The sequence below is a fragment of the Streptomyces sp. NPDC007346 genome, assembly GCF_040703535.1.
GTDB lineage: Bacteria > Actinomycetota > Actinomycetes > Streptomycetales > Streptomycetaceae > Streptomyces.
The window spans coordinates 1-18878 of the sequence record NZ_JBEYKR010000008.1 but is presented as its reverse complement, the minus strand read 5'-3'; the positions used below and the strand labels follow the sequence as shown (position 1 = coordinate 18878).

The 18878-nt window shown below is 73.6% G+C and carries 15 protein-coding genes and 2 pseudogenes; 10 read left to right on the top strand and 7 right to left on the bottom strand.

Going from position 1 to position 18878, the window contains the following annotated elements; all coding sequences use genetic code 11:
* Positions 1-132 precede the first annotated feature (132 nt).
* Together AB0917_RS04375 and AB0917_RS04370 are read right to left on the bottom strand one after the other, a co-directional pair.
* Positions 133-828: pseudogene (locus tag AB0917_RS04375) on the bottom strand (allophanate hydrolase subunit 1); the annotation flags it as partial.
* Between the two features lie 29 nt (positions 829-857).
* The gene (locus AB0917_RS04370) at positions 858-1607 is read right to left on the bottom strand and encodes a 5-oxoprolinase subunit PxpA (RefSeq protein WP_366818019.1); all 750 of its coding nucleotides are present in this window, start codon (positions 1605-1607) and stop codon (positions 858-860) included.
* A 95-nt stretch (positions 1608-1702) separates the two neighbouring features.
* Here AB0917_RS04370 and AB0917_RS04365 point away from each other — a divergent pair, with 95 nt between their 5' ends.
* From AB0917_RS04365 to AB0917_RS04355, 3 genes and pseudogenes are all read left to right on the top strand, one after another.
* Positions 1703-2470, top strand: a complete 768-nt coding sequence (locus AB0917_RS04365; RefSeq protein WP_366817944.1) for a hypothetical protein — start codon at positions 1703-1705, stop codon at positions 2468-2470.
* A gap of 137 nt (positions 2471-2607) precedes the next feature.
* Positions 2608-3870, top strand: a complete 1263-nt coding sequence (locus AB0917_RS04360) for a PQQ-binding-like beta-propeller repeat protein (protein ID WP_366817943.1) — start codon at positions 2608-2610, stop codon at positions 3868-3870.
* Positions 3871-4015: 145 nt separating this feature from the next.
* Positions 4016-5194 (top strand): annotated as a pseudogene (locus AB0917_RS04355) (Cmx/CmrA family chloramphenicol efflux MFS transporter); the annotation flags it as partial.
* A 276-nt stretch (positions 5195-5470) separates the two neighbouring features.
* Here the strand turns inward: AB0917_RS04355 and AB0917_RS04350 are convergent.
* Together AB0917_RS04350 and AB0917_RS04345 are read right to left on the bottom strand one after the other, a co-directional pair.
* Positions 5471-5749: a DUF4031 domain-containing protein gene (locus tag AB0917_RS04350; protein WP_366817942.1), complete on the bottom strand. Its 279-nt coding sequence runs from the start codon at positions 5747-5749 to the stop codon at positions 5471-5473.
* Complete coding sequence (locus AB0917_RS04345; protein ID WP_366817941.1) at positions 5746-6114, bottom strand: hypothetical protein; 369 nt, start codon at positions 6112-6114, stop codon at positions 5746-5748. Before AB0917_RS04345 ends, AB0917_RS04350 begins: the two co-directional genes overlap by 4 nt.
* A 115-nt stretch (positions 6115-6229) precedes the next feature.
* Between AB0917_RS04345 and AB0917_RS04340 the strand changes: the two genes are divergently transcribed.
* From AB0917_RS04340 to AB0917_RS04330, 3 genes are all read left to right on the top strand, one after another.
* Complete coding sequence (locus AB0917_RS04340) at positions 6230-7150, top strand: MurR/RpiR family transcriptional regulator (protein WP_366817940.1); 921 nt, start codon at positions 6230-6232, stop codon at positions 7148-7150.
* A 132-nt stretch (positions 7151-7282) separates the two neighbouring features.
* The gene (gene murQ / locus AB0917_RS04335) at positions 7283-8269 is read left to right on the top strand and encodes an N-acetylmuramic acid 6-phosphate etherase (RefSeq protein ID WP_366817939.1); all 987 of its coding nucleotides are present in this window, start codon (positions 7283-7285) and stop codon (positions 8267-8269) included.
* A gap of 105 nt (positions 8270-8374) precedes the next feature.
* The gene (locus tag AB0917_RS04330) at positions 8375-10063 is read left to right on the top strand and encodes a PTS transporter subunit EIIC (RefSeq protein WP_366817938.1); all 1689 of its coding nucleotides are present in this window, start codon (positions 8375-8377) and stop codon (positions 10061-10063) included.
* A 79-nt stretch (positions 10064-10142) separates the two neighbouring features.
* Here AB0917_RS04330 and AB0917_RS04325 read toward each other — a convergent pair whose 3' ends face one another.
* Entirely contained in the window at positions 10143-11783 is a 1641-nt protein-coding gene (locus AB0917_RS04325; RefSeq protein WP_366817937.1) for a DHA2 family efflux MFS transporter permease subunit, read from the bottom strand.
* A 182-nt stretch (positions 11784-11965) separates the two neighbouring features.
* On the opposite strand from AB0917_RS04325, the gene AB0917_RS04320 reads away from it, so the two are divergent.
* A complete protein-coding gene (locus AB0917_RS04320) occupies positions 11966-12523 on the top strand; it encodes a MarR family transcriptional regulator (protein WP_366817936.1) in 558 nt (185 codons plus the stop codon).
* 79 nt (positions 12524-12602) lie between these two features.
* Here AB0917_RS04320 and AB0917_RS04315 read toward each other — a convergent pair whose 3' ends face one another.
* Positions 12603-13220 carry a Uma2 family endonuclease gene (locus tag AB0917_RS04315; protein ID WP_366817935.1) on the bottom strand — a complete coding sequence of 206 codons (618 nt, stop codon included), beginning with the start codon at positions 13218-13220 and terminating at the stop codon, positions 12603-12605.
* Between the two features lie 331 nt (positions 13221-13551).
* Here AB0917_RS04315 and AB0917_RS04310 point away from each other — a divergent pair, with 331 nt between their 5' ends.
* Both AB0917_RS04310 and AB0917_RS04305 read left to right on the top strand, forming a co-directional pair.
* The gene (locus tag AB0917_RS04310) at positions 13552-15366 is read left to right on the top strand and encodes a SpoIIE family protein phosphatase (RefSeq protein WP_366817934.1); all 1815 of its coding nucleotides are present in this window, start codon (positions 13552-13554) and stop codon (positions 15364-15366) included.
* A gap of 130 nt (positions 15367-15496) precedes the next feature.
* Positions 15497-15928 carry a response regulator gene (locus AB0917_RS04305; protein ID WP_366817933.1) on the top strand — a complete coding sequence of 144 codons (432 nt, stop codon included), beginning with the start codon at positions 15497-15499 and terminating at the stop codon, positions 15926-15928.
* A 126-nt stretch (positions 15929-16054) separates the two neighbouring features.
* On the opposite strand, the gene AB0917_RS04300 is transcribed toward AB0917_RS04305, so the two are convergent.
* Positions 16055-18469 carry an ATP-binding protein gene (locus AB0917_RS04300; protein ID WP_366817932.1) on the bottom strand — a complete coding sequence of 805 codons (2415 nt, stop codon included), beginning with the start codon at positions 18467-18469 and terminating at the stop codon, positions 16055-16057.
* Between the two features lie 120 nt (positions 18470-18589).
* Here AB0917_RS04300 and AB0917_RS04295 point away from each other — a divergent pair, with 120 nt between their 5' ends.
* Positions 18590-18760 carry a hydrophobic protein gene (locus AB0917_RS04295; protein WP_366817931.1) on the top strand — a complete coding sequence of 57 codons (171 nt, stop codon included), beginning with the start codon at positions 18590-18592 and terminating at the stop codon, positions 18758-18760.
* Positions 18761-18878: the final 118 nt, after the last annotated feature.

Below are 18878 nucleotides of genomic sequence, written 5' to 3'. Positions count from 1 at the left end.
AGGCACAGCCCCGGACACGACCCCGGCCCCAGGCACGACCCCGGGCACAGGCACAACCCCGGACACGACCCCGGCCCCAGGCACGACCCCGGCCCCGTCCCCCGCCCCGGCCACACCCCCAGGCGTCGAAGCCACGAACCGCACCCGTGTCCCCGGCCCCAGCAGCGCCGCCGGTTCCCTGGCCGGGTCCCACAGGGCCGCCGGGTCCACCATCCGCCCGATGAGCTGCCAGCCGCCGGGCGAAGGGCGCGGGTAGACCCCGGTGTACGGCCCGGCGAGGGCCAGCGCCCCGGCCGGAACCTTCGTACGGGGGGTCGTGCGCCGGGGCACGTGGAGGTGCTCGGGCAGCCCGGTGAGGTAGCCGAACCCGGGCGCGAACCCGCAGAAGGCGACCCGGAACGCGGTACGGGAGTGGAGTGCGGGCACCTCGTCGGCGCCGACGCCCCAGAGCGCGGCGACCTCCGCCAGGTCGGGGCCGTCGTACACGACGGGGATCTCGACCGCGTCGCGTTCCTCGCGGTGGAGGGGCGGCACAGCCCAGGAGAGCAGGTCACGGGCGAGCCGGTCCCGGGCCATGGGACGGGCGGGCCGGGACCGGGCCGCCGGACGGACGGCCCGGTCCCGGGTGCCGGGCATGCGGCCGTCCATGCCTCCACGGTCCTCGATGCCGTCGAGCAGCACGGTCCGGGCGCCCGGCACGATCTCGCGCACGCCGGGGAGTGCGCCCCGCTCGCGGCGGCGGAGCAGCTCCGCGTGGAAGGCCTCGGCGCGTTCGCCGTCGGCGAGTTCGACGAGGAGGGCGTGCGGCCCGGCGGGCAGCACCCGCATCCCGTGCGCCTCCGGCACGTCCTCACGGGTCACGTGAACGCCTCCACCCGCACGCCCGCCCCCTCCAGCGCCGCCCGCACCCGGCGGGCGAGGGCGGCGGCGCCCGGGGTGTCGCCGTGGACGCAGAGGGAGCGCGCCTCCACGGGGACCCGGCCGCCGTCCGCGCCGGTGACCGCCCGGTCGAGCGCCAGGCCGACGCTGCGGCGTACGACGTCGTCGGCGTCGTGCACCACCGCACCCGGTTCGCCGCGCGGGACCAGGGTGCCCCGCGCGGTGTAGGCCCGGTCGGCGAAGGCCTCCTCCACGGCGGGCAGCCCGGCGGCGGAGGCGTGGGCGAGCAGGTGGGAGCCGGGCAGCCCGAGGACGGTGAGGCCGCCGCCCGCGAGCCGGACGCCCGCGACGACGGCGGCGGCCTGCTGCTCGTCGTGGACGGTCCGGTTGTAGAGGGCGCCGTGCGGTTTGACGTACGAGACGGTGGAGCCGGCCGCTTCGGCGAACACCCGCAGGGCGCCTATCTGGTAGGCGATCTCGGCGGCCAGTTCGTCGGGCGGCACGTCCATCGAGCGGCGCCCGAAACCGGCCAGGTCCCGGTAGGAGACCTGGGCCCCGATCCGTACCCCGTTCACCGCGGCCGCGTCGCAGACCCGCCGCATGACGGAGGCGTCGCCCGCGTGGAAGCCGCACGCCACGTTGGCGCTGGTGACACAGGCCAGGAGCGCTTCGTCGTCGGTCAGGGTCCAGCGGCCGAAGCCCTCGCCCAGGTCCGCGTTCAGGTCCATCTTCACAGGCGCACGCTATTGACTGCGCTCCGGTGCGACAAGGGCCGGACCGGGCCGCCGGGGGTTTCCCGTAGCCGGCCTCTAAGGTCGTCCCCATGACGGACAGCCCCCGCCCCCGCGACGCCCGCGCCCTGCCCGACCGCTGGCGGGACACGCTCATCGCCGCACGCTCCGGGACGGCCGCCCCCGGCTCCGGCCCCGACCTCGGCCCCGGCTCCAACCCCGACTCCGACCTCGGCCCCGGCTCCGACTCCAACCCCGGCCCCACCCCCGACTCCGGCCCGGACCCGCTGCCGTACGCCGAGAACCTCCTGGCCCGCTGGGCCGAACCGCAGCGGCGCTACCACACCACCGCCCACCTGACGGCGGTCCTGGACCACGTCGACACGCTCGCCGGGTACGCCGCCGATGTGCACGCGGTGCGCCTGGCCGCCTGGTTCCACGACGCGGTGTACCGCCCCGACCGCACGGAGAACGAGGAGCGCAGCGCCGCCCTCGCCGAGCGGGCGCTGCCCGAGGCGGGGGTGCCGGAGGCGGTGACGGCGGAGGTCGCGCGGCTGGTCCGGCTCACCGTGACGCACGACCCGGCCGACGGGGACCGCAACGGCGAGGTGCTGTGCGACGCGGACCTGGCGGTCCTGGCGAGCGGCCCGCAGGAGTACGCGGACTACGCGGCGCGGGTGCGGGAGGAGTACGGCTTCGTCCCCGACGAGGCGTTCCGGGCGGGGCGGGCGGCGGTGCTGCGGCAACTCCTCGCGCTGCCGAGGCTGTTCCGTACGCCGCACGGGGCCGCCGCGTGGGAGGAGCGGGCCCGGCACAATCTGGCGACGGAGCTGGAGCTGCTGGAGTCCGGCTCTTCATGACGGGCGACCGGCAAATGTTCCGGTTCCTTCACGGTGTCGTCCCGGTCGCGCCCTGCCCCGGCCGGTGACACCTGACGCCAGCTAACGTCTGGCATCGCAGTTGCACACACTCTGACGACTCCATGGGGGGCGACACCATGTCCAAGACATCCACGGGATACGGCACGACGGTCGGCAGATCTTCACGGCGGCGAATACTCCGACTGGCCGGGGCCGGGCTCACGATGGCGGCGCTCGGGGCCGGGCTGACCGGGTGCGAGGACGAGCTCGCGACCGGCGGCGCGGGCAGCACGCCACCGCCGCCCAGCGCTTCCCCCGAGGACGGCAAGGCGCCGGAGGGCGGCCAGGCACCCGAGGACGGCCAGGCCCCCGCGCCCCTGTGGACGGAGTCGACCTCGGCCCAGACCTACGGGGACAACGACGAACTCGTCGCTGTGGACGGCGTGGTGATCGCGAGCGGTGACCCGCTGGCCGCCCTCGACGGGGCGACCGGCGCGAAGCGGTGGTCGCTGCCGGGCGGCGCGGTCCCCGGTGCGCCGCTGCTGCTCGGCGACGGCATCCTGTACCTGGCCAGCGGCAAGTACGACGGCAGCGTCGTCGGGTACGCCCCCGGTACCGGCAAGGAGATCTGGCGCAGCCACCTGGGCAAGGAGTACCGGCAGCCGAGGCCGATCGCCGTGGACGGACAGCAGGTGTACGTCATCGCCGAGATCCTGGAGGCCGACAACTCGTCCCACACCAACGTGATCGCCGCGCTGAACAGCACCACGGGCAAGCTCGCCTGGAAGGAACAGCGCGACCTAGGCACCGAGCAGAACGGCGTCCACGCCGTCGTACAGGGCCGCTACCTCGTCTACACCGACTTCAAGAAGAACCTCACGGTGCGCGACACGGCCACCGGCCGGCAGGTGTGGACGCAGAAGACGACGAAGACCAGCTACGGCCCCTTCGCCGTCCACCAGGACCTGGTGATCGTCCCGCAGGGGCAGCGGCTCCAGGCCTTCGCCCTCTCGGACGGCTCCGAAAAGTGGTCCGTACAGGCCGAGCAGTTCACCACCTTCAGGGAGCCGACCGTCCTGGACGACGTGCTCTACATCGCGGACAGCGGCCGCACGCTCCGGGCCCTCGAGCCGCAGACCGGCAAGAAGGTCTGGCAGTCCACGGCCCTCAAGGACGCGGGCGCGCAGGTTCCCCGGCACTTCGTCCGGGTGGGCGCCACCCTCTACGGAGCCACCGACCTCGACGAGCAGGGCGGCATCCACGCCCTCGACGCGAAGACCGGCGCCCTGCGCTGGACCTTCAACGACAAGTCCGGCGACTACCACGCGTGGCTGGTGGCCACCGACGGCAAGCACGTCTTCGCCCTGCACGGCAAGAAGCTGCACGCCCTGCCCGCATAGCGGGCGCACCCACCCCGCCGAACAGGCCCGTCGGCTCGCGGCGCCGGGAATGCGGACCCGTCGGCTCGCGGCGCCGGGAATGCGGAGGTGCTCTCCGGTGTTGCGAGCTGTCATGCCCGACTCCACCTCACGCCGCCGCACGTCCATGCCGCCGGCCGTATACATCCTCGGCCTCTCGGTCTTCGCTCTCGGCACCAGTGAGTTCATGCTGTCGGGCCTGCTGCCGCCGATCGCCGACGACATGAACGTCTCGATCCCGCAGGCCGGGCTCCTCATATCCGCCTTCGCGATCGGCATGGTGGTCGGCGCCCCGCTGCTCGCCGTGGCCACGCTGCGGCTGCCGCGCCGCACGACCCTGATCGCGCTGATCTCGGTCTTCGGCCTCGGCCAGGTCGCGGGTGCGCTGGCGCCGACGTACGAGGTGCTCTTCGCCTCCCGTGTGGTGAGCGCGCTCGCCTGCGCGGGCTTCTGGGCGGTCGGGGCGGCGGTGGCCATCGCGATGGTCCCGGTGAACCAGCGGGCGCGGGCGATGGCCGTGATGATCGGCGGGCTGTCGATCGCCAACGTGCTGGGCGTGCCGATGGGGGCCTTCCTCGGCGAGCACCTCGGCTGGCGGTCGGCGTTCTGGGCGGTGGGCGTGGCGTCGGCGGTGGCGCTGGTCGGGGTCGTCACCCGCATCCCGTACATCCCGCTGCCGGAGAGGAAGCCGGAGCTCAGGCAGGAGCTGGCGATCTACCGGGACCGGCAGGTCTGGCTGGCGATCGTGATCACCGCCCTCGCGGCGGGCGGGGTGTTCTGCGCGTTCAGCTACCTGGCCCCGCTGCTGACGGACGTGGCGGGCCTGGACTCGGGCTGGGTGCCGTGGATCCTCGGCCTGTTCGGGATCGGCGCGCTGATCGGTACGGTGATCGGCGGCCGGGTCGCGGACGCGCACCTCTTCGGGGTGCTGCTCAGCGGCATCACGGCGTCCACGGTGTTCCTGGCGGCGCTGGCCCTGTTCGCCTCCAGCCAGGTCGCGGTCGTCGCGCTGGCGTTCCTGCTGGGCCTGTCGGCGTTCTTCACGGCCCCCGCGCTCAACGCCCGGATGTTCAACGTGGCCGGGGCGGCCCCGACGCTGGCCGGCGCCACGACGACGGCCGCGTTCAACCTGGGCAACACGACCGGCCCGTGGCTGGGCGGCACGGTGATCGACGCGGACTTCGGCTTCGCGGCGACGGCGTGGGCGGGCGCGGGGATGACGGTCCTGGCCCTGGCGGCCGTGGCGGTGTCGCTGCGACTCCAGCGGGGCGGGGGCGGCGTCACGCGTTCGCGGCTGATCGCGCGGAGCGGGGCCGGGGAAGGTCGGACGGCAGGCACGGAACGTACGGGGTCGGTGGGTGCGGAACGTACGGGGTCGGTGCGTGCGGAACGTACGGAGCCGACGCGCCCCGAACATACAGAGTCGGCGCGCCCCGAACGTACGGAGTCGGCGCGTCCGGAACGTACAGCGCGGGTCGAGACGGCTGGCTGCGCAGCGGGGGGAGCGCGGGGCCCCGCCCCCACCCAGCCCTAGTCCTACTCCTCGCCCCGGTCCCAGCCCTGATCAGGGTCCCAACCCTGATCAGGCTTTCCCCGGCGCCGCCCGCCCCTTGGGCCGCCGGAGCCCGGCGGCGGTGAGCCGGCGCACCAGCTCCTTCGAACCGATCTCCCGCGCGCCCGCGCGTACGGCGTCCGCGTAATGCGCCTCCGGTACGTCGTAGTGGTCGCGCTCGAAGGCGCGCGGCGGGCAGCCGATCGCGGCGGCGAAGGTGTGCAGCTCCTCGAACGACACGTCGCTGACCAGGTGCGACCAGAGGCGCCCGTGTCCGGGCCAGGTGGGCGGGTCGATGTAGAGGGTCACCGCCGCGGTACCTCGCCCAGCGCCCCCACCGGCGCGACGGCCACGGCCGCCTTGACGCACACCCAGTGCGGGTCGGGCCCCAGCTCCGGCTCGACGTCCAGCGCGTGCGGCTCGTCCTCGGTGCAGGCGGGGCAGAGCGGCCACCGCCCGTACTTCTCCAGCAGGGCGTCCTGCACGTCCTGGGCGATCAGCCCGGCGACGAACTCCGCTCCCTCGGGCCACTGCTCGACCCACCACCGGCGGTGCGTCACGGCGTCCTCGACGAGCGAGACGACGTCGGCCTCGGCGACGTCACCCGCGACGAGATCGGCCATGACCAGCGCGCGGGCGGTGTGCAGCGCCTGCTCCAGGGGGTTCAGCTCCATGCCCCCATTGTGCGCCCGCGCGAGAAGCGCTGTGCGCCCGCGCGTACGAGGTGCTGCCGGAGGCAGGGACCACGGAGGGGTTGACGGACCCCGGTGCTGAAAATACCTTTCAGATGTGACCCAAGACGTGAAGGAAATTTTCAGGGGCGACTCGCCACCGGCCCCCGCGGCCCTCGCCGCGAAGGTGCGGACGCTCGCGCCCTCCATGACGCGCTCCATGCAGCTGGTCGCCGAAGCCGTCGCGGGCGACCCGGCCGGATGTGCCGCCCTCACCGTCACCGGTCTCGCCGAACTCACCGGCACCAGTGAGGCGACCGTCGTCCGCACCGCCCGCCTCCTCGGCTACCCCGGCTACCGGGACCTGCGCCTCGCGCTGGCCGGGCTCGCCGCGCACCAGGAGTCGGGCCGGTCGCCCGCCGTCACGGCGGACATCGCGGTGGACGACCCGATCGCCGAGGTGGTCGCCAAGCTCGCCTTCGACGAGCAGCAGACCCTCGCGGACACGGCCGCCGGGCTGGACACCGTACAGCTGGGCGCGGCCGTGGCCGCCGCGTCGACCGCCCGCCGCATCGACATCTACGGGGTGGGGGCCTCCTCCCTGGTCGGCCAGGACCTGGCGCAGAAGCTGCTCCGGATCGGCCTCATAGCCCACGCGCACACGGATCCGCACCTGGCGGTGACCAACGCCGTGCAGCTGCGCGCCGGCGATGTGGCGATAGCGATCACGCACTCCGGCTCGACGGGTGACGTCATCGAGCCGCTGCGGGTGGCGTTCGACCGGGGGGCGACGACGGTCGCGATCACCGGGCGGCCCGACGGGCCCGTATCGCAGTACGCGGACCACGTGCTCACCACGTCCACCGCGCGCGAGAGCGAGCTGCGCCCCGCCGCCATGTCGAGCCGCACGAGCCAACTGCTCGTCGTGGACTGCCTGTTCATAGGCGTGGCCCAGCGGACGTACGAGACGGCCGCGCCCGCCCTCGCCGCCTCCTACGAGGCGCTGGCCCACCGCCGCACCCCCCGCAGCACCCGCTGACCTGACCTGCGCGGATCCGACCCGGCGCCCCGCACCAGCCGCCCGCCGCCCGTCCCCCGCCCCGGATCGGGCCACGCACCGCCGCACCGCCCGCACCACCCGTACGAGAACGAGAAAGCAGAGCCGCCCTCCATGACCTCCACCACCGACGCGAACACCGACGCCCCCGGCACCACCACCCCCGCCTCCCCCGAGGGCTACGGCGAACTCCGCGCCCAACTGGCCACGCTCACCACCGAGGAGTTCCGCCCCGAGTTCGCCGAGATCGACCGGCTGCCCACGCCGGAGCTGGCGCGGATCATGAACGGCGAGGACGCCACCGTCCCCACCGCCGTCGCCGAGCGGCTGCCGCAGATCGCCGCCGCCATCGACGCCGCCGCCGAGCGCATGGCCCGTGGCGGCCGGCTGATCTACGCGGGCGCCGGCACCGCGGGCCGCCTCGGGGTGCTGGACGCCAGTGAATGCCCGCCCACCTTCAACACCGACCCCTCCGAGGTCGTCGGCCTGATCGCGGGCGGCCCGTCCGCCATGGTGAAGGCCGTCGAGGGGGCCGAGGACAGCAAGGAGCTGGCCGCCGCCGACCTGGACGCGCTGAAGCTGGGCGCCGACGACACGGTGGTCGGGATCTCCGCCTCCGGCCGCACGCCGTACGCGATCGGCGCGGTCGAGCACGCCCGCGCGCAGGGGGCCCTGACCATCGGGCTCTCCTGCAACGCGGACTCGGCGCTCGCCGCCGCCGCCGAACACGGCCTGGAGATCGTCACCGGCCCCGAGCTGCTCACCGGCTCGACCCGGCTGAAGGCGGGCACGGCGCAGAAGCTCGTCCTCAACATGATCTCGACGGTCACGATGATCCGGCTCGGCAAGACGTACGGGAACCTCATGGTCGACGTCCGCGCCTCCAACGAGAAGCTGCGGGCTCGCTCCCGGCACATCGTCTCCCTCGCCACCGGCGCGTCCGACGCCGAGATCGAGGCCGCGCTCGCCGCCACCGACGGCGAGGTCAAGAACGCGATCCTGGTCGTCCTCGGCCAGGTCGACGCCCCGACAGCCGCCCGGCTCCTGACCGAGTCGTCCGGCCACCTCCGCGCCGCCCTCACGGCCGTACGCCCGACCTGACCCACCGTCCGGGGCGCCCCGGACACCACCGGACACCACGGGCGCCCCTGAGCACCACAGGCACCACAGGCACCACACCCCCCGCACAGCAAGGCACCGAGCACCATGGCCACAGAAGACAAGAACCGCGCCACCGCCGCCGCGATCCTTCCGCTCGTCGGTGGCGCCGCGAACGTCCGCTCCATCGCCCACTGCATGACCCGGCTCCGCCTCGGTCTGCACGACCGCTCCCTCGTCGACGACGAGGCGCTGAAGGCCCTGCCCGCCGTGATGGGCGTGGTCGAGGACGACACGTACCAGATCGTGCTGGGTCCGGGCACGGTCGCCCGGGTCACCCCGGAGTTCGAGCAGCTGGTGGAGGAGGGCCGCGAGGCCGCGCCGGCGCCCGAGCCCGGTGGGGCGCCCGTCTCCGCCGAGGAGCTGGCGGCGCAGGGCGCGGCGATCAAGGCAGAGCAGAAGGCGAGGAACGCCACCCCCTTCAAGCTGTTCCTGCGCCGGATCGCCAACATCTTCGTACCGCTGATCCCGGCCCTCATCGGCTGCGGCATCATCGCGGGCCTCAACGGACTGCTGGTCAACCTGGGGTGGCTGCCCGCCGTGACGCCCGCGCTGGCGGCGATGGCATCCGGTTTCATGGCGCTGATCGCGGTGTTCGTGGGCTACAACACGGCGAAGGAGTTCGGCGGTACGCCGATCCTGGGCGGTGCGGTGGCGGCGATCATCGTCTTCCCGGGCGTCGCGGACATCGACGCCTTCGGCCAGACCCTCGCGCCCGGCCAGGGCGGTGTGCTCGGCGCGCTGGGGGCGGCGGTCCTCGCCGTGCACGTGGAGAAGTGGTGCCGCCGCTGGGTGCCGGAGGCGCTGGACGTCCTGGTCACCCCGACGCTGACGGTGCTGATCTCGGGCCTGGTGACCATCTTCGGCCTGATGTACGTGGCGGGCGAGGTGTCGTCCGCGATCGGTACGTTCGCGGACTGGCTGCTCTCCAACGGCGGGGCGGGCGCGGGCTTCGTGCTCGGCGGCCTGTTCCTGCCCCTGGTGATGCTGGGCCTGCACCAGGCGCTGATCCCGATCCACACCACGCTCATCGAGCAGCAGGGCTACACGGTCCTGCTCCCCATCCTGGCGATGGCGGGCGCCGGCCAGGTGGGCGCGGCGGTCGCCGTCTACCTCCGCCTCCCCCGTAACGGCTCGATCCGCCGCACGATCAGGTCCGCGCTCCCGGCGGGCCTGCTGGGCGTCGGCGAACCCCTGATCTACGGCGTCTCGCTCCCGCTGGGCCGCCCGTTCATCACGGCGTGCGTGGGCGGCGCGTTCGGCGGCGGCGTCGTCGGCCTGTTCCACCAGCTCGGCGACACGGTCGGCTCGACCGCCATCGGCCCGTCCGGCTGGGCCCTGTTCCCGCTCCTGGACGGCAACCACGGCCTGGGCTCGACGATCGCGATCTACGCGGGCGGCCTGCTCGTCGGGTACGTGGCCGGCTTCGTCGCGACGTACTTCTTCGGCTTCAGCAGGGACCTGCTGACCGAGTTCAACGTCTCCCAGGACCCGGCCCCCTCCACGGTCGCCGCCACGGGCGGCACCCACCCCGCGCCGGACACGGGAGCGGCGGACGGCCCCGGCGGTACCGGAGACACTGGTGGTACCGGAGACACCGGTGGTCCCGGAGACACCGGCAGCTCCGGCGGCCCCGGCAGCTCCGGCGGCCCCGGCGGCCCCAGCGGCTCCGGTGGCCCCGGCGGTCCCGGCGGTACGGACCCCGACGCCCCGGCGAAGGCCCCGGCCGGGGTCTGACCACCCACGCCCGCCCCGTCAGGACGACGGCGATCCGGTACGGGACGGGACGGGGTGTGCCCGGGGCTCGCGGGGACCTTCAGTGCAGCGCGGGTTCCGCGTCCGGCGAGGGGCCGGGCGCGGGCGCGGCCTCCACCGGGGTGGAAGGGATGAGGAGGGACGCGACAAGTCCCAGCAGGACGAACCCCGCGGCGACGTAACCGCCGAGGACGACCCCGTCCGTCATCGCCGCGCGCGCCGCGTCCGCGACGGAGACCGTCTGCGGGTTCGCGGCCAGCGGACCGATCGCGGCTCCCGCGCTGTCGGTGACGGCCCCGGTGAGCCGGCCCGCCTCGCCCGCGGGCAGGCCGCCGCTGGTGAGCCGGTCGTTCAGCCGGGTGCTGAGCGTGGTGAAGAACACCGTGGTCAGGGCGGCGATACCGAGGGCGGAGCCGAGCTGGCGGAAGGCGCTCTGGACCCCGGACGCCTGGCCGGAGCTGGCTTCGGGCACATCGTTGAGGACGACGTTGGTGACCTGGGCGGTCGCGAAGCCGACGCCGATCCCGTACAGGAAGAGCACCAGCGAGACGGACCACCAGGAGCTGTCCGGGGCGGCGATCAGCCCGATCCCGGCGAGCCCGACGACCTCCAGCGCGAGCCCGACGCGCAACTGGCCGAGCGGGGCGACCTTGGCGGCCATGCCGAAGCTGGCACCGCTGGCGACGAACGACCCGATGGCCACGGGGACCAGGGCCAGTCCGGCCTGGAGAGCGCTGTAGCCGAGGGTGAACTGCAACCACAGCGGCAGGATCGCGACGACGCCGAACTCCCCGATGCCGATGATCAGCGTGGCGATGTTGCCGCTCCGGAACGAGGCGATGGAGAACAGGCTCACGTCCATCAGGACCCGGTCCGGGTCACCGGCGCGGCCGAGGACGATCTGCCGCCGTACGAACGCGAAGAGACTGACGGCCGAGAGGACCAGGGCCACCAGCACCGGCGAGGGGCCGCCGGACCAGCTGAGGCCGAGGACCTCCAGCGGGTGCACGGTGGTGATCCAGCCGTACGTACGCCCCTCGACCAGCCCGAAGGCGAGCAGCCCGAGGGCGGCCACGGACAGCAGCGCTCCAGGGACGTCGATACGGCCCCGGGTCCGGGGCGAGGGGGCCATGTACAGCAGCACACCGGCCCCGACCAGCACGGACAGCGGCACGTTGATACCGAAGGCCCAGCGCCAGGAGACGTGCTCGGCGAGCCAGCCGCCCAGCAGCGGGCCGAGCGCGGCTGCGGCACCGATGGTCGAACCCCACACCGCGAACGCCTGGCCGCGCGCCTTGCCGGTGAAGGTCGCCTTCAGCAGGGACAGCGAGGTCGGCAGCAGCATCGCCGCTCCGGCGCCCTGGAGGAACCGGGCCAGGATGAGCAGCCCGCTGCTGGGCGCGAGCCCGGCCAGCACGCTGGTCGCCCCGAAGACGACGACACCGCCGACGAAGATCCGGCGGGCGCCGAAGATGTCGGCCAGTCGCCCGGTGAGCAGGAGCAGCGCCGCGAAGACGATGGCGTACGACTCCTGGATCCACTGCGCCTGGGCGGAGGTGGCGTCCAGGTCCTCGATGACCGAGGGGACGATCACGTTCACGATCGTGGTGTCCACCACGATCAGTGCCACCCCCAGCGCAATCGCGATCAGCCCGAGCCACTGGCGGGTGGCGGACGGTTCACGCACAACAAGTCCTTCCATCGTGGAATAGTTCCATGATGAAAGTAAGCTGAGGGCGATAGGTTGTCAAAGACCGCAGGCGCGGCGCGGAGCAGTCCGGTCCGGTCCGTTCCTGGACCAGTCGGCCCGTACGGAGACACGGGGAGCCGGATCCCGGAGGAAGGGTGGCGTTGGCGTTGGCCGTGGAGGAATCGGCACACAGCGTGGCCGACGAGGAATCGGCACACAGCGTGGCCGAGAAGGGATCGGCACCCAGCGGTGTGGCGGCACAGCGGGAGCGGCTGATCGAGGGGCTGCGGGCCTACGGCGGCCAGTTCACCGAGCTGAGCCGGCTCTTCGCCGACTGGCTGGGCCTGCACTCCACGGACGCGGCCGCGCTGCTGGAGGTCGCCGCGGCGGAGGAGCGGGGTGCCCCGCTGTCACCGGCCCGCCTCAGCGAGCGGATCCTGCTCTCCCCGAGCGCGACGACCGCCCTGCTCAACCGCCTCGAACAGGCGGGACACATCATCCGCAGCCGGGAACACACCGACCGGCGGGTCATCACGCTGCGCAGCAGCGCGTACGTCCAGGAGCGCGCCGACGAGTTCTTCCGCCCCCTGGGCGTCCGCCTGGACGCCGTCATGGCCGGGCACCCGCCCGAGGTACTGGCCGGCTTCGAGGCCTTGCTCGGCGACCTGAGCCGGAACATGGACGCCTACATCGCCGAGCGGAGCGAGGAGAGCCGGGCGGAGGACGGCCGAGGACGGGGCCCGTCCGCCTGACCCCAGTGGCCGGCGGCCGCCGCCTACGGGGCAGCGTCCAGCGGCCAGCGGCCAACGGCTACGAGGCAGCGGCCGGCGCCTACGAGGCGGCGGGCCCCGGGAACTCCCCCGTCGGAAGCGACACGTCGAAGGGCGCCGGGAGAGCCAGCGGCTTGCCGAACGGCACCGCGTCCGCGTGCTTGAACGTGCCGTCCTCGTTCGGCTCCGTGAAGAGCGTGGACATGGCCCCGCGCGTGTCGAAACGGTCGATCAGCAGGTACATCGGAACGCCCGCACGCGCATAGGCGCGGTACTTCTTCGTCCGGTCCTCCCGCGCGTTGCCCTTCGACGTGATCTCGACGATGAGCAGCGCCTCGGCGGCGTCGAGCGGATCGCTGGTCTCCGGATCGGCCGCGGCGATCAGCTCGGTCGGCATGACCACCAGATCGGGGACGTACAGCTTGTCGAGCGGCGCCACGTGGATGCCGAGGGTCTGGTAGATCTCCAGATCGTCGGGCAACGTCGCGTAGAGCCTGCGCTGCACCTTCGCGGCGATGCCGTTGTGGTGTGCGTGCGGCGGTGGTACCAAGACGATCTGCCCCTCGTCGATCTCGGCGCGCCATCCCTCGGGCACGTCCAGTTCACGCCAGGTCTGCAACAGGTAGTCCCACGCGCGCGCACCCGGTGCGTGGCCGTTCTCGACGAACGCTGCGGTCATCGCGGGTCCCTTCTTCCGTGGCCTTGCCGAGAGGCTAGATCGGAGGTTTCGCAGCTGTACGCCGCTTTTCCCAGCGTCCCACGAACGGGTGGCCGCGCACAGGACAGCACGCCCTTCGGCCCCGCCTCCCCGCATCCCCGGCCCCCATCCCCGTGATTCCTCCCACGGCATGAACTCCGGCCCGCCGGTCATACTGGCCGAGGACGGACGAGACGGACGAGACGGACGAGACAGCAGCAGCCACGGCAGCCACCGCAGTCACGGAAGACAAGGCCGCGCACGGAAGACAGGGCCGCGTTCGGGAGACGAGACGGAACCGGAGGGCGGGGACATGGACGACGACACCTGGTCCGGTGCGCTGCACCGGCTCTGGCAGGCCGCTTCGCAGGCCGAGGAGGTCGCGGCGCTGGCGGACGACGTCTACGCGCCGCTCCTCGCCACCCCGGGGGTCCACCTGGTGGTGGGCACGCGGTGGGACGAGAAGCAGGTGCTGCGGTACATGCGCGCCCTGAGCACCGCGAGCGACGCCCCGGTGATCGTCGCGACCACGCGGTCCATGCCGGAAGCGGCCGTACGGGAACCGGGCGGCGAACCCGTGGTGACCCGGTCCTCCGTGGCCGCCCTCGACGACGCGGTGTGGCCGGAGGCGGAGTTCCTGCGGCGGACGCCGGGGGCCTCCGTCGTGGCCTGCACCTTCCGGCTGGACCACCGGGGCTGGGCCACGCTCGGGGTCGCCGTCGACCCCTCGGCGGACCTGGCGGCCGTCGAGGGCCGCCTGACGCAGGCCGTCGACGTCATCGCCGCCTGCCACACCGGCATCCTCCAGCGCGGCCGTGAGGCCCGCCGGGGCGCGGACGACGCGCTGCTCGCCGAGGCCTCGCTCCAGATGGACTCGTCGCTGGACGTGGAGGACACCCTGCGGCGGGTGGCCCGGATCGCCGTTCCGGCCGTCGCCGACGGCGCTCTCGTACACCTGCTGCGCAGCGAGGGCCCGGAGTTCGTCGCGGCCACGCACGTCGCCGTCCAGCAGCAGCGCGCCCTGGAGGCGGCCGGCCGCGACGACCCGTGGCTGGCGGCCCTGCTCGCGCGGCGGGGCGAGGACGAGGACACGGTGTTCCTGAGCGGCACCGCACTCGACGGCTCGCCCTTCGCCGACCCCGGCCCCGGCCTCGTACCCGCCCCCGCCGGGGAGGGCCACCACCCCACCGTCGTCAGCATCAGCACGCTCCGCGCCCGGGGCCGGGTGGTCGGCAGCATCACCTTCGTCTACCAGCGGCCGGAGGCCCGGCTGCCGAACAGCGCCTTCCTCCGCAGCCTCGCCACCCGGGCCGCGCTCGCCATCGACAACGCCCTGCTCTACGAGCTCCGCCGCAACGCCGTCCTCTCCCTCCAGGAGCACCTGCTGCCCTCGCAGCTCCCGGAGACCGCCCAGTGGGACCTGTCCGCGAGCTACGCGGTCGGCGACCCCATGCTGGACGTGGGCGGCGACTTCTACGACGCCGTGCCCCGGCCCGACGGCTCCATCGCCCTGCTGATCGGGGACGTCTGCGGACGCGGCGCGGAGGCAGCGGCCCTCACCGGCCTGGCCCGCCACACCCTGCGCACCCTGCTGGAGGAGGGCACCGACGCGGGCACCGCCCTCAGCCGCCTCAACCGGGCCCTGCGCCAGGAGCGGGCGAGCCGCTTCCTCACCGCGGTCGTCGCGACGCTGACGCCCCAGGCCGACGGCACGGCGCTGCTGAGCACGTGCAGCGCGGGACACCCCCCGCCCCTGGTGCTCCGCGCCGACGGCACGGTCTCCGAAGTGCTCTGCGGCGGACTCCTCCTCGGCGTCCTGGACGACGTCTCGTACGAGAGCCACGAGGAACGCATCGCCCAGGGCGACACCCTGGTGCTGTTCACCGACGGGCTCACCGAGTCGCGGGAGGCGGGCGGCGCGTTCTTCGAGAGCGTCCTGCCCGGCCGGCTCGCCGCCCTGCGCGGCTCCGGCGCCGCCCGCATCGCGGAGAGCCTGGCCCAGCAGGCAGGCGAGTTCCGCGACTCCGGGCAGGACGACATCGCCCTGCTCGTGGCCCGCTGGACCGGCCTTCCGCCCGGCGCGGGCCCGCTCCCCCACGACCACCGCCTCGAACGGGCGGCCCTGTGACGAACACCCAGACCGCCGGGGCGGCGACCGTCACCCGAAGACGGCGACCGGCAGGACCGCGTCCCTTGACCGAACCGGCGACCGGCTCGGCCGCGCCCCGTACCCGAACCGGCGAACAGACAGGGCCCCGATGAACAGTGACGGACTGATCCTCGTCGTGGAGGACTCGGAGGAGGACACCGAGGCCATCCAGCGCGCCCTGTCCCGCTCCCACCCCTCCCTGCACGTGGAGTTCGCCCCGCGCAGCGACGCCGTGGTGCCCCGCCTGCTCGATCCCGCCGCCCCCACGCCGGACCTGGTGCTGCTGGACCTCAACATGCCGGGCACGAACGGCCTGACGCTCCTGTCCGAGCTGCGCGCGCACTCCGCGTGCGCGTCCCTGACCGTGGTGGTCTTCACCTCGTCGACCTCCTCGACGGAGGAGGACGCCTGCTACGCGGCGGGCGCGGACAGCTACATCTACAAACCCGTCAACTTCGAGCTGTTCCAGACGGTCCTGCGGGGCGCGGTCGACTTCTGGATGGCCCAGACGTCCGAGGACCGACCGGCCGGCTCCGGGTAGCCGGCTGCGGGATAGCCGGCTCCGGGTAGCCGGCTACCGACCGGCCGGCTTCCTGGTAGCCCGCCCGCCCACCGGACCCGTCGACCCACCGGCCCCATCGCCCCGTCCCGTCCCGCCCCGTCCCGGTCAGCCGCCCAGCGTGAACCACACCGCCGTCCCGGGTCCGCCGCCCGGCGCGGGTGCCGGGCTCTCCAGCCACAGCCGCCCCCCGTGGCGCTCCACGATCCGCTTCACCACGGCGAGGCCGACGCCCGAGCCGCCGCCGCGCTCGTCGCGCCGGTGCAGCCGCCGGAACAGCTGGAGCACGTCCTCCTGTTGCTCGACGGGGATCCCGATGCCGTTGTCCCGTACGACGAGGGCGGTCACCGCGTCCCCGTCCGGCCCGGCCACCGGCACCGCCTCCACCCACACCCGCCGCTCCCCCGCCGCACCCTCGTCCGCCACGTACTTGGCCGCGTTGACGAACAGGTTCTCCAGCACCTCGCGCAGCCGCTCCCGGTCCGCGCGCAAGGAGGGCAGCGGGGCCGGGCGCACCACCGTGACGCCCTGCTCCGCCAGCCGGTCACCGGCGACGAGCAGCGCGTCGTCCACCACCTCGTCCAGCGACAACAGCTCGCGCTCCAGGCCCACTTGGCCCAGGCGGGAGAAGTGCAGCAGGGAGTCGAGCAGCCCGTCCATGCGCTCCGCGAGCCGGCGCACGGTGGTCAGGCGGCGCAGCGAGGTGGCGTCCAGTACGGCACCGGCGTCCTCGACGATGAAGGCGGCGGCGTTCGAGATCCCCCGCAACGGTTCCTTCAGGTCGTGGGCCGCCGCGTGCGCGAAGGAGTCCAGGTCCTCGTTGGTCCGGGCGAGCTCCGTGTTCCGCGCCTCCAGCTCGGCCATGTGCCGGTTCAGCAGGCCCGCCACCTCCCGCCACAGCTCCCCGGCGACGGCCCGCTGCGCGGGGGTCCACGGCGTGCTCCGCCCGCGTACGGTGGCCCGGTGGACGGCGGCGGAACCGCGCGGGGTCAGCCGCTCACCGCCCGGCCCCGTACGCACCGGGCGCGCCGGATCGGCCGCCCACTGGCGGGGCGCGGGCTGCTCTCGGCGCCACCACGCCAGCAGGTCGCCGTCCCGGTCGAAGGGGAGGAAGAGGAGGCCCGCGGGCACCCCCTGCGCTTCGGCGTCCGCCGGGTCGAGCCCCAGCACCTCCGGCACCCGGTCGCTGCTCCACACCTCGCCCACCGGACTCGGGCCCGCCAGCCGCTCCAGCAGGCCGGGCAGCGCCGCCGGGAGCGGACTCCCCGTCGCCGACACCTCCTCACCTCTCAGGAGCACCGCCCCGTCCGCGTCCAGGAGTTCGGCCAGTCCGACGTCCGGGCTCATCAGCGCGTCCGGCGCCTGGGCGGTGAGCCGGGCCAGCAGTGTGGCGAGCGCCCTGCGGTACCCGGACAGCTCGTCGGCCTGCTCGCGCTCGGCGACGGCCGTCAGCTGGAGCGACAGCGCGATCCCGAAGAACTCGCAGGCCGCCCGCACTTCGGGGGTCAGCTGCCGCGGCTCGTCGCCGTGGCAGGCGATCAGCCCCCACAGCTCGCCGTCGCGCAGGAGCGAGACCGACATGGACGAGGCCACACCGATGTTGCGCAGGTACTCCAGGTGGTAGCCGGAGACGGTACGCAGGATCGAGCCCGACAGGTCCAGCGGCTCACCGGTCCCCTCCCGCAGCTCCGGCAGCAGCCCCACCGTCGCGTCGTCCACGTCCCCGATGACCCGGATCCAGTTGCGGGCGTAGAGGCGGCGGGCCTGCGGCGGAATGTCACTGGCCGGGAACCACAGCCCGAGCCACGGCTCCCGCCCCTCACCGCGCACCTCCGCGACGACCTGGCCGGGGCCCTCGGCTCCGTCGAACCGGTACGCCACCACCCGGTCGTAGCCGGTGAGCGCCTGGACCTCGCGGACGGCGGCCGCACAGCACTCGGTGACGTCGGAGGCGCCCTGGAGCCGGTGCAGGGCGCGGCGGACCCGGGGGAAGAAGTTCTGGAAGACGAACGGCCCGTCCGCCGCCCGCGGTTCGAACTCCAGCACCAGCAGCTCCGCGACCCGGTGGACGGTCACGTCGAAGTGCCGCACCCGCCCGTCCCGCTCCAGCGAGAGGGCCAGCACCCCGGAGGCGGCGGGCCCGTCCGACGAAAAGGCCGACGAAGAAGCCGAGGGAGAGGCCGACGACGAAGAAGAGGCCGACGACGAGGGCCCGTCCTCCGAGGGGCCCGCCGCCTCCGTGCTCTCCCGCGCCAGCGCCCACTGCTCCTCGCCGATCAGCTCCGTGACCGGCCGACCCACCAGCTCCTCGGCCGCACGTCCCAGCACGTCGGCCACGTTCCGGCTCACCGTGTCCACCACGGCGTCGTGCAGCCGGGCCGCGACCAGGGCCCCGTACGACTGGACTCCGCCGAGCAGGTGGATCGGCTCCCGTACGCACTGGGAGAGGTCGAACTCCTCGCTCACCCCGGCCTCGGCCGCCACCGCTTTCGGGGAGAGCCATCCCCGTACCTCGTCGGACACTGTCTTCTCTCCGTCCCGTCGCCCCGCTCGCGCCTTCCTACCACCCCGGACGATCCGTATATCCCATCGGCGTGTAGAGAAAGCGATGCCGGGAACCTGAATTTCCGGAGGTTGATAACCATGGTTCCCCTGATTCTGGTTCTTCTGCTCGCTCTGGTTCTCTTCGGTGCCGGATTCGCCATCAAGGCCCTCTGGTGGGTAGCCGTGACCGTCCTGGTGCTGTGGCTCCTGGGGTTCTTCGTCCGGCCCGCCGCAAGTGGTGGCCGTCGCGGTCGGTGGTACCGCTGGTAAAGCTGCTGACCAGCTAAAACGGGGGTGGGGGGGGGGGGACAGACCCGCGCGCGCCCCGGGACAGTCGCAGCAACCGCACCGAACGGGGGAAGAGAGGAACAACAGTCCGCTAAAAGAT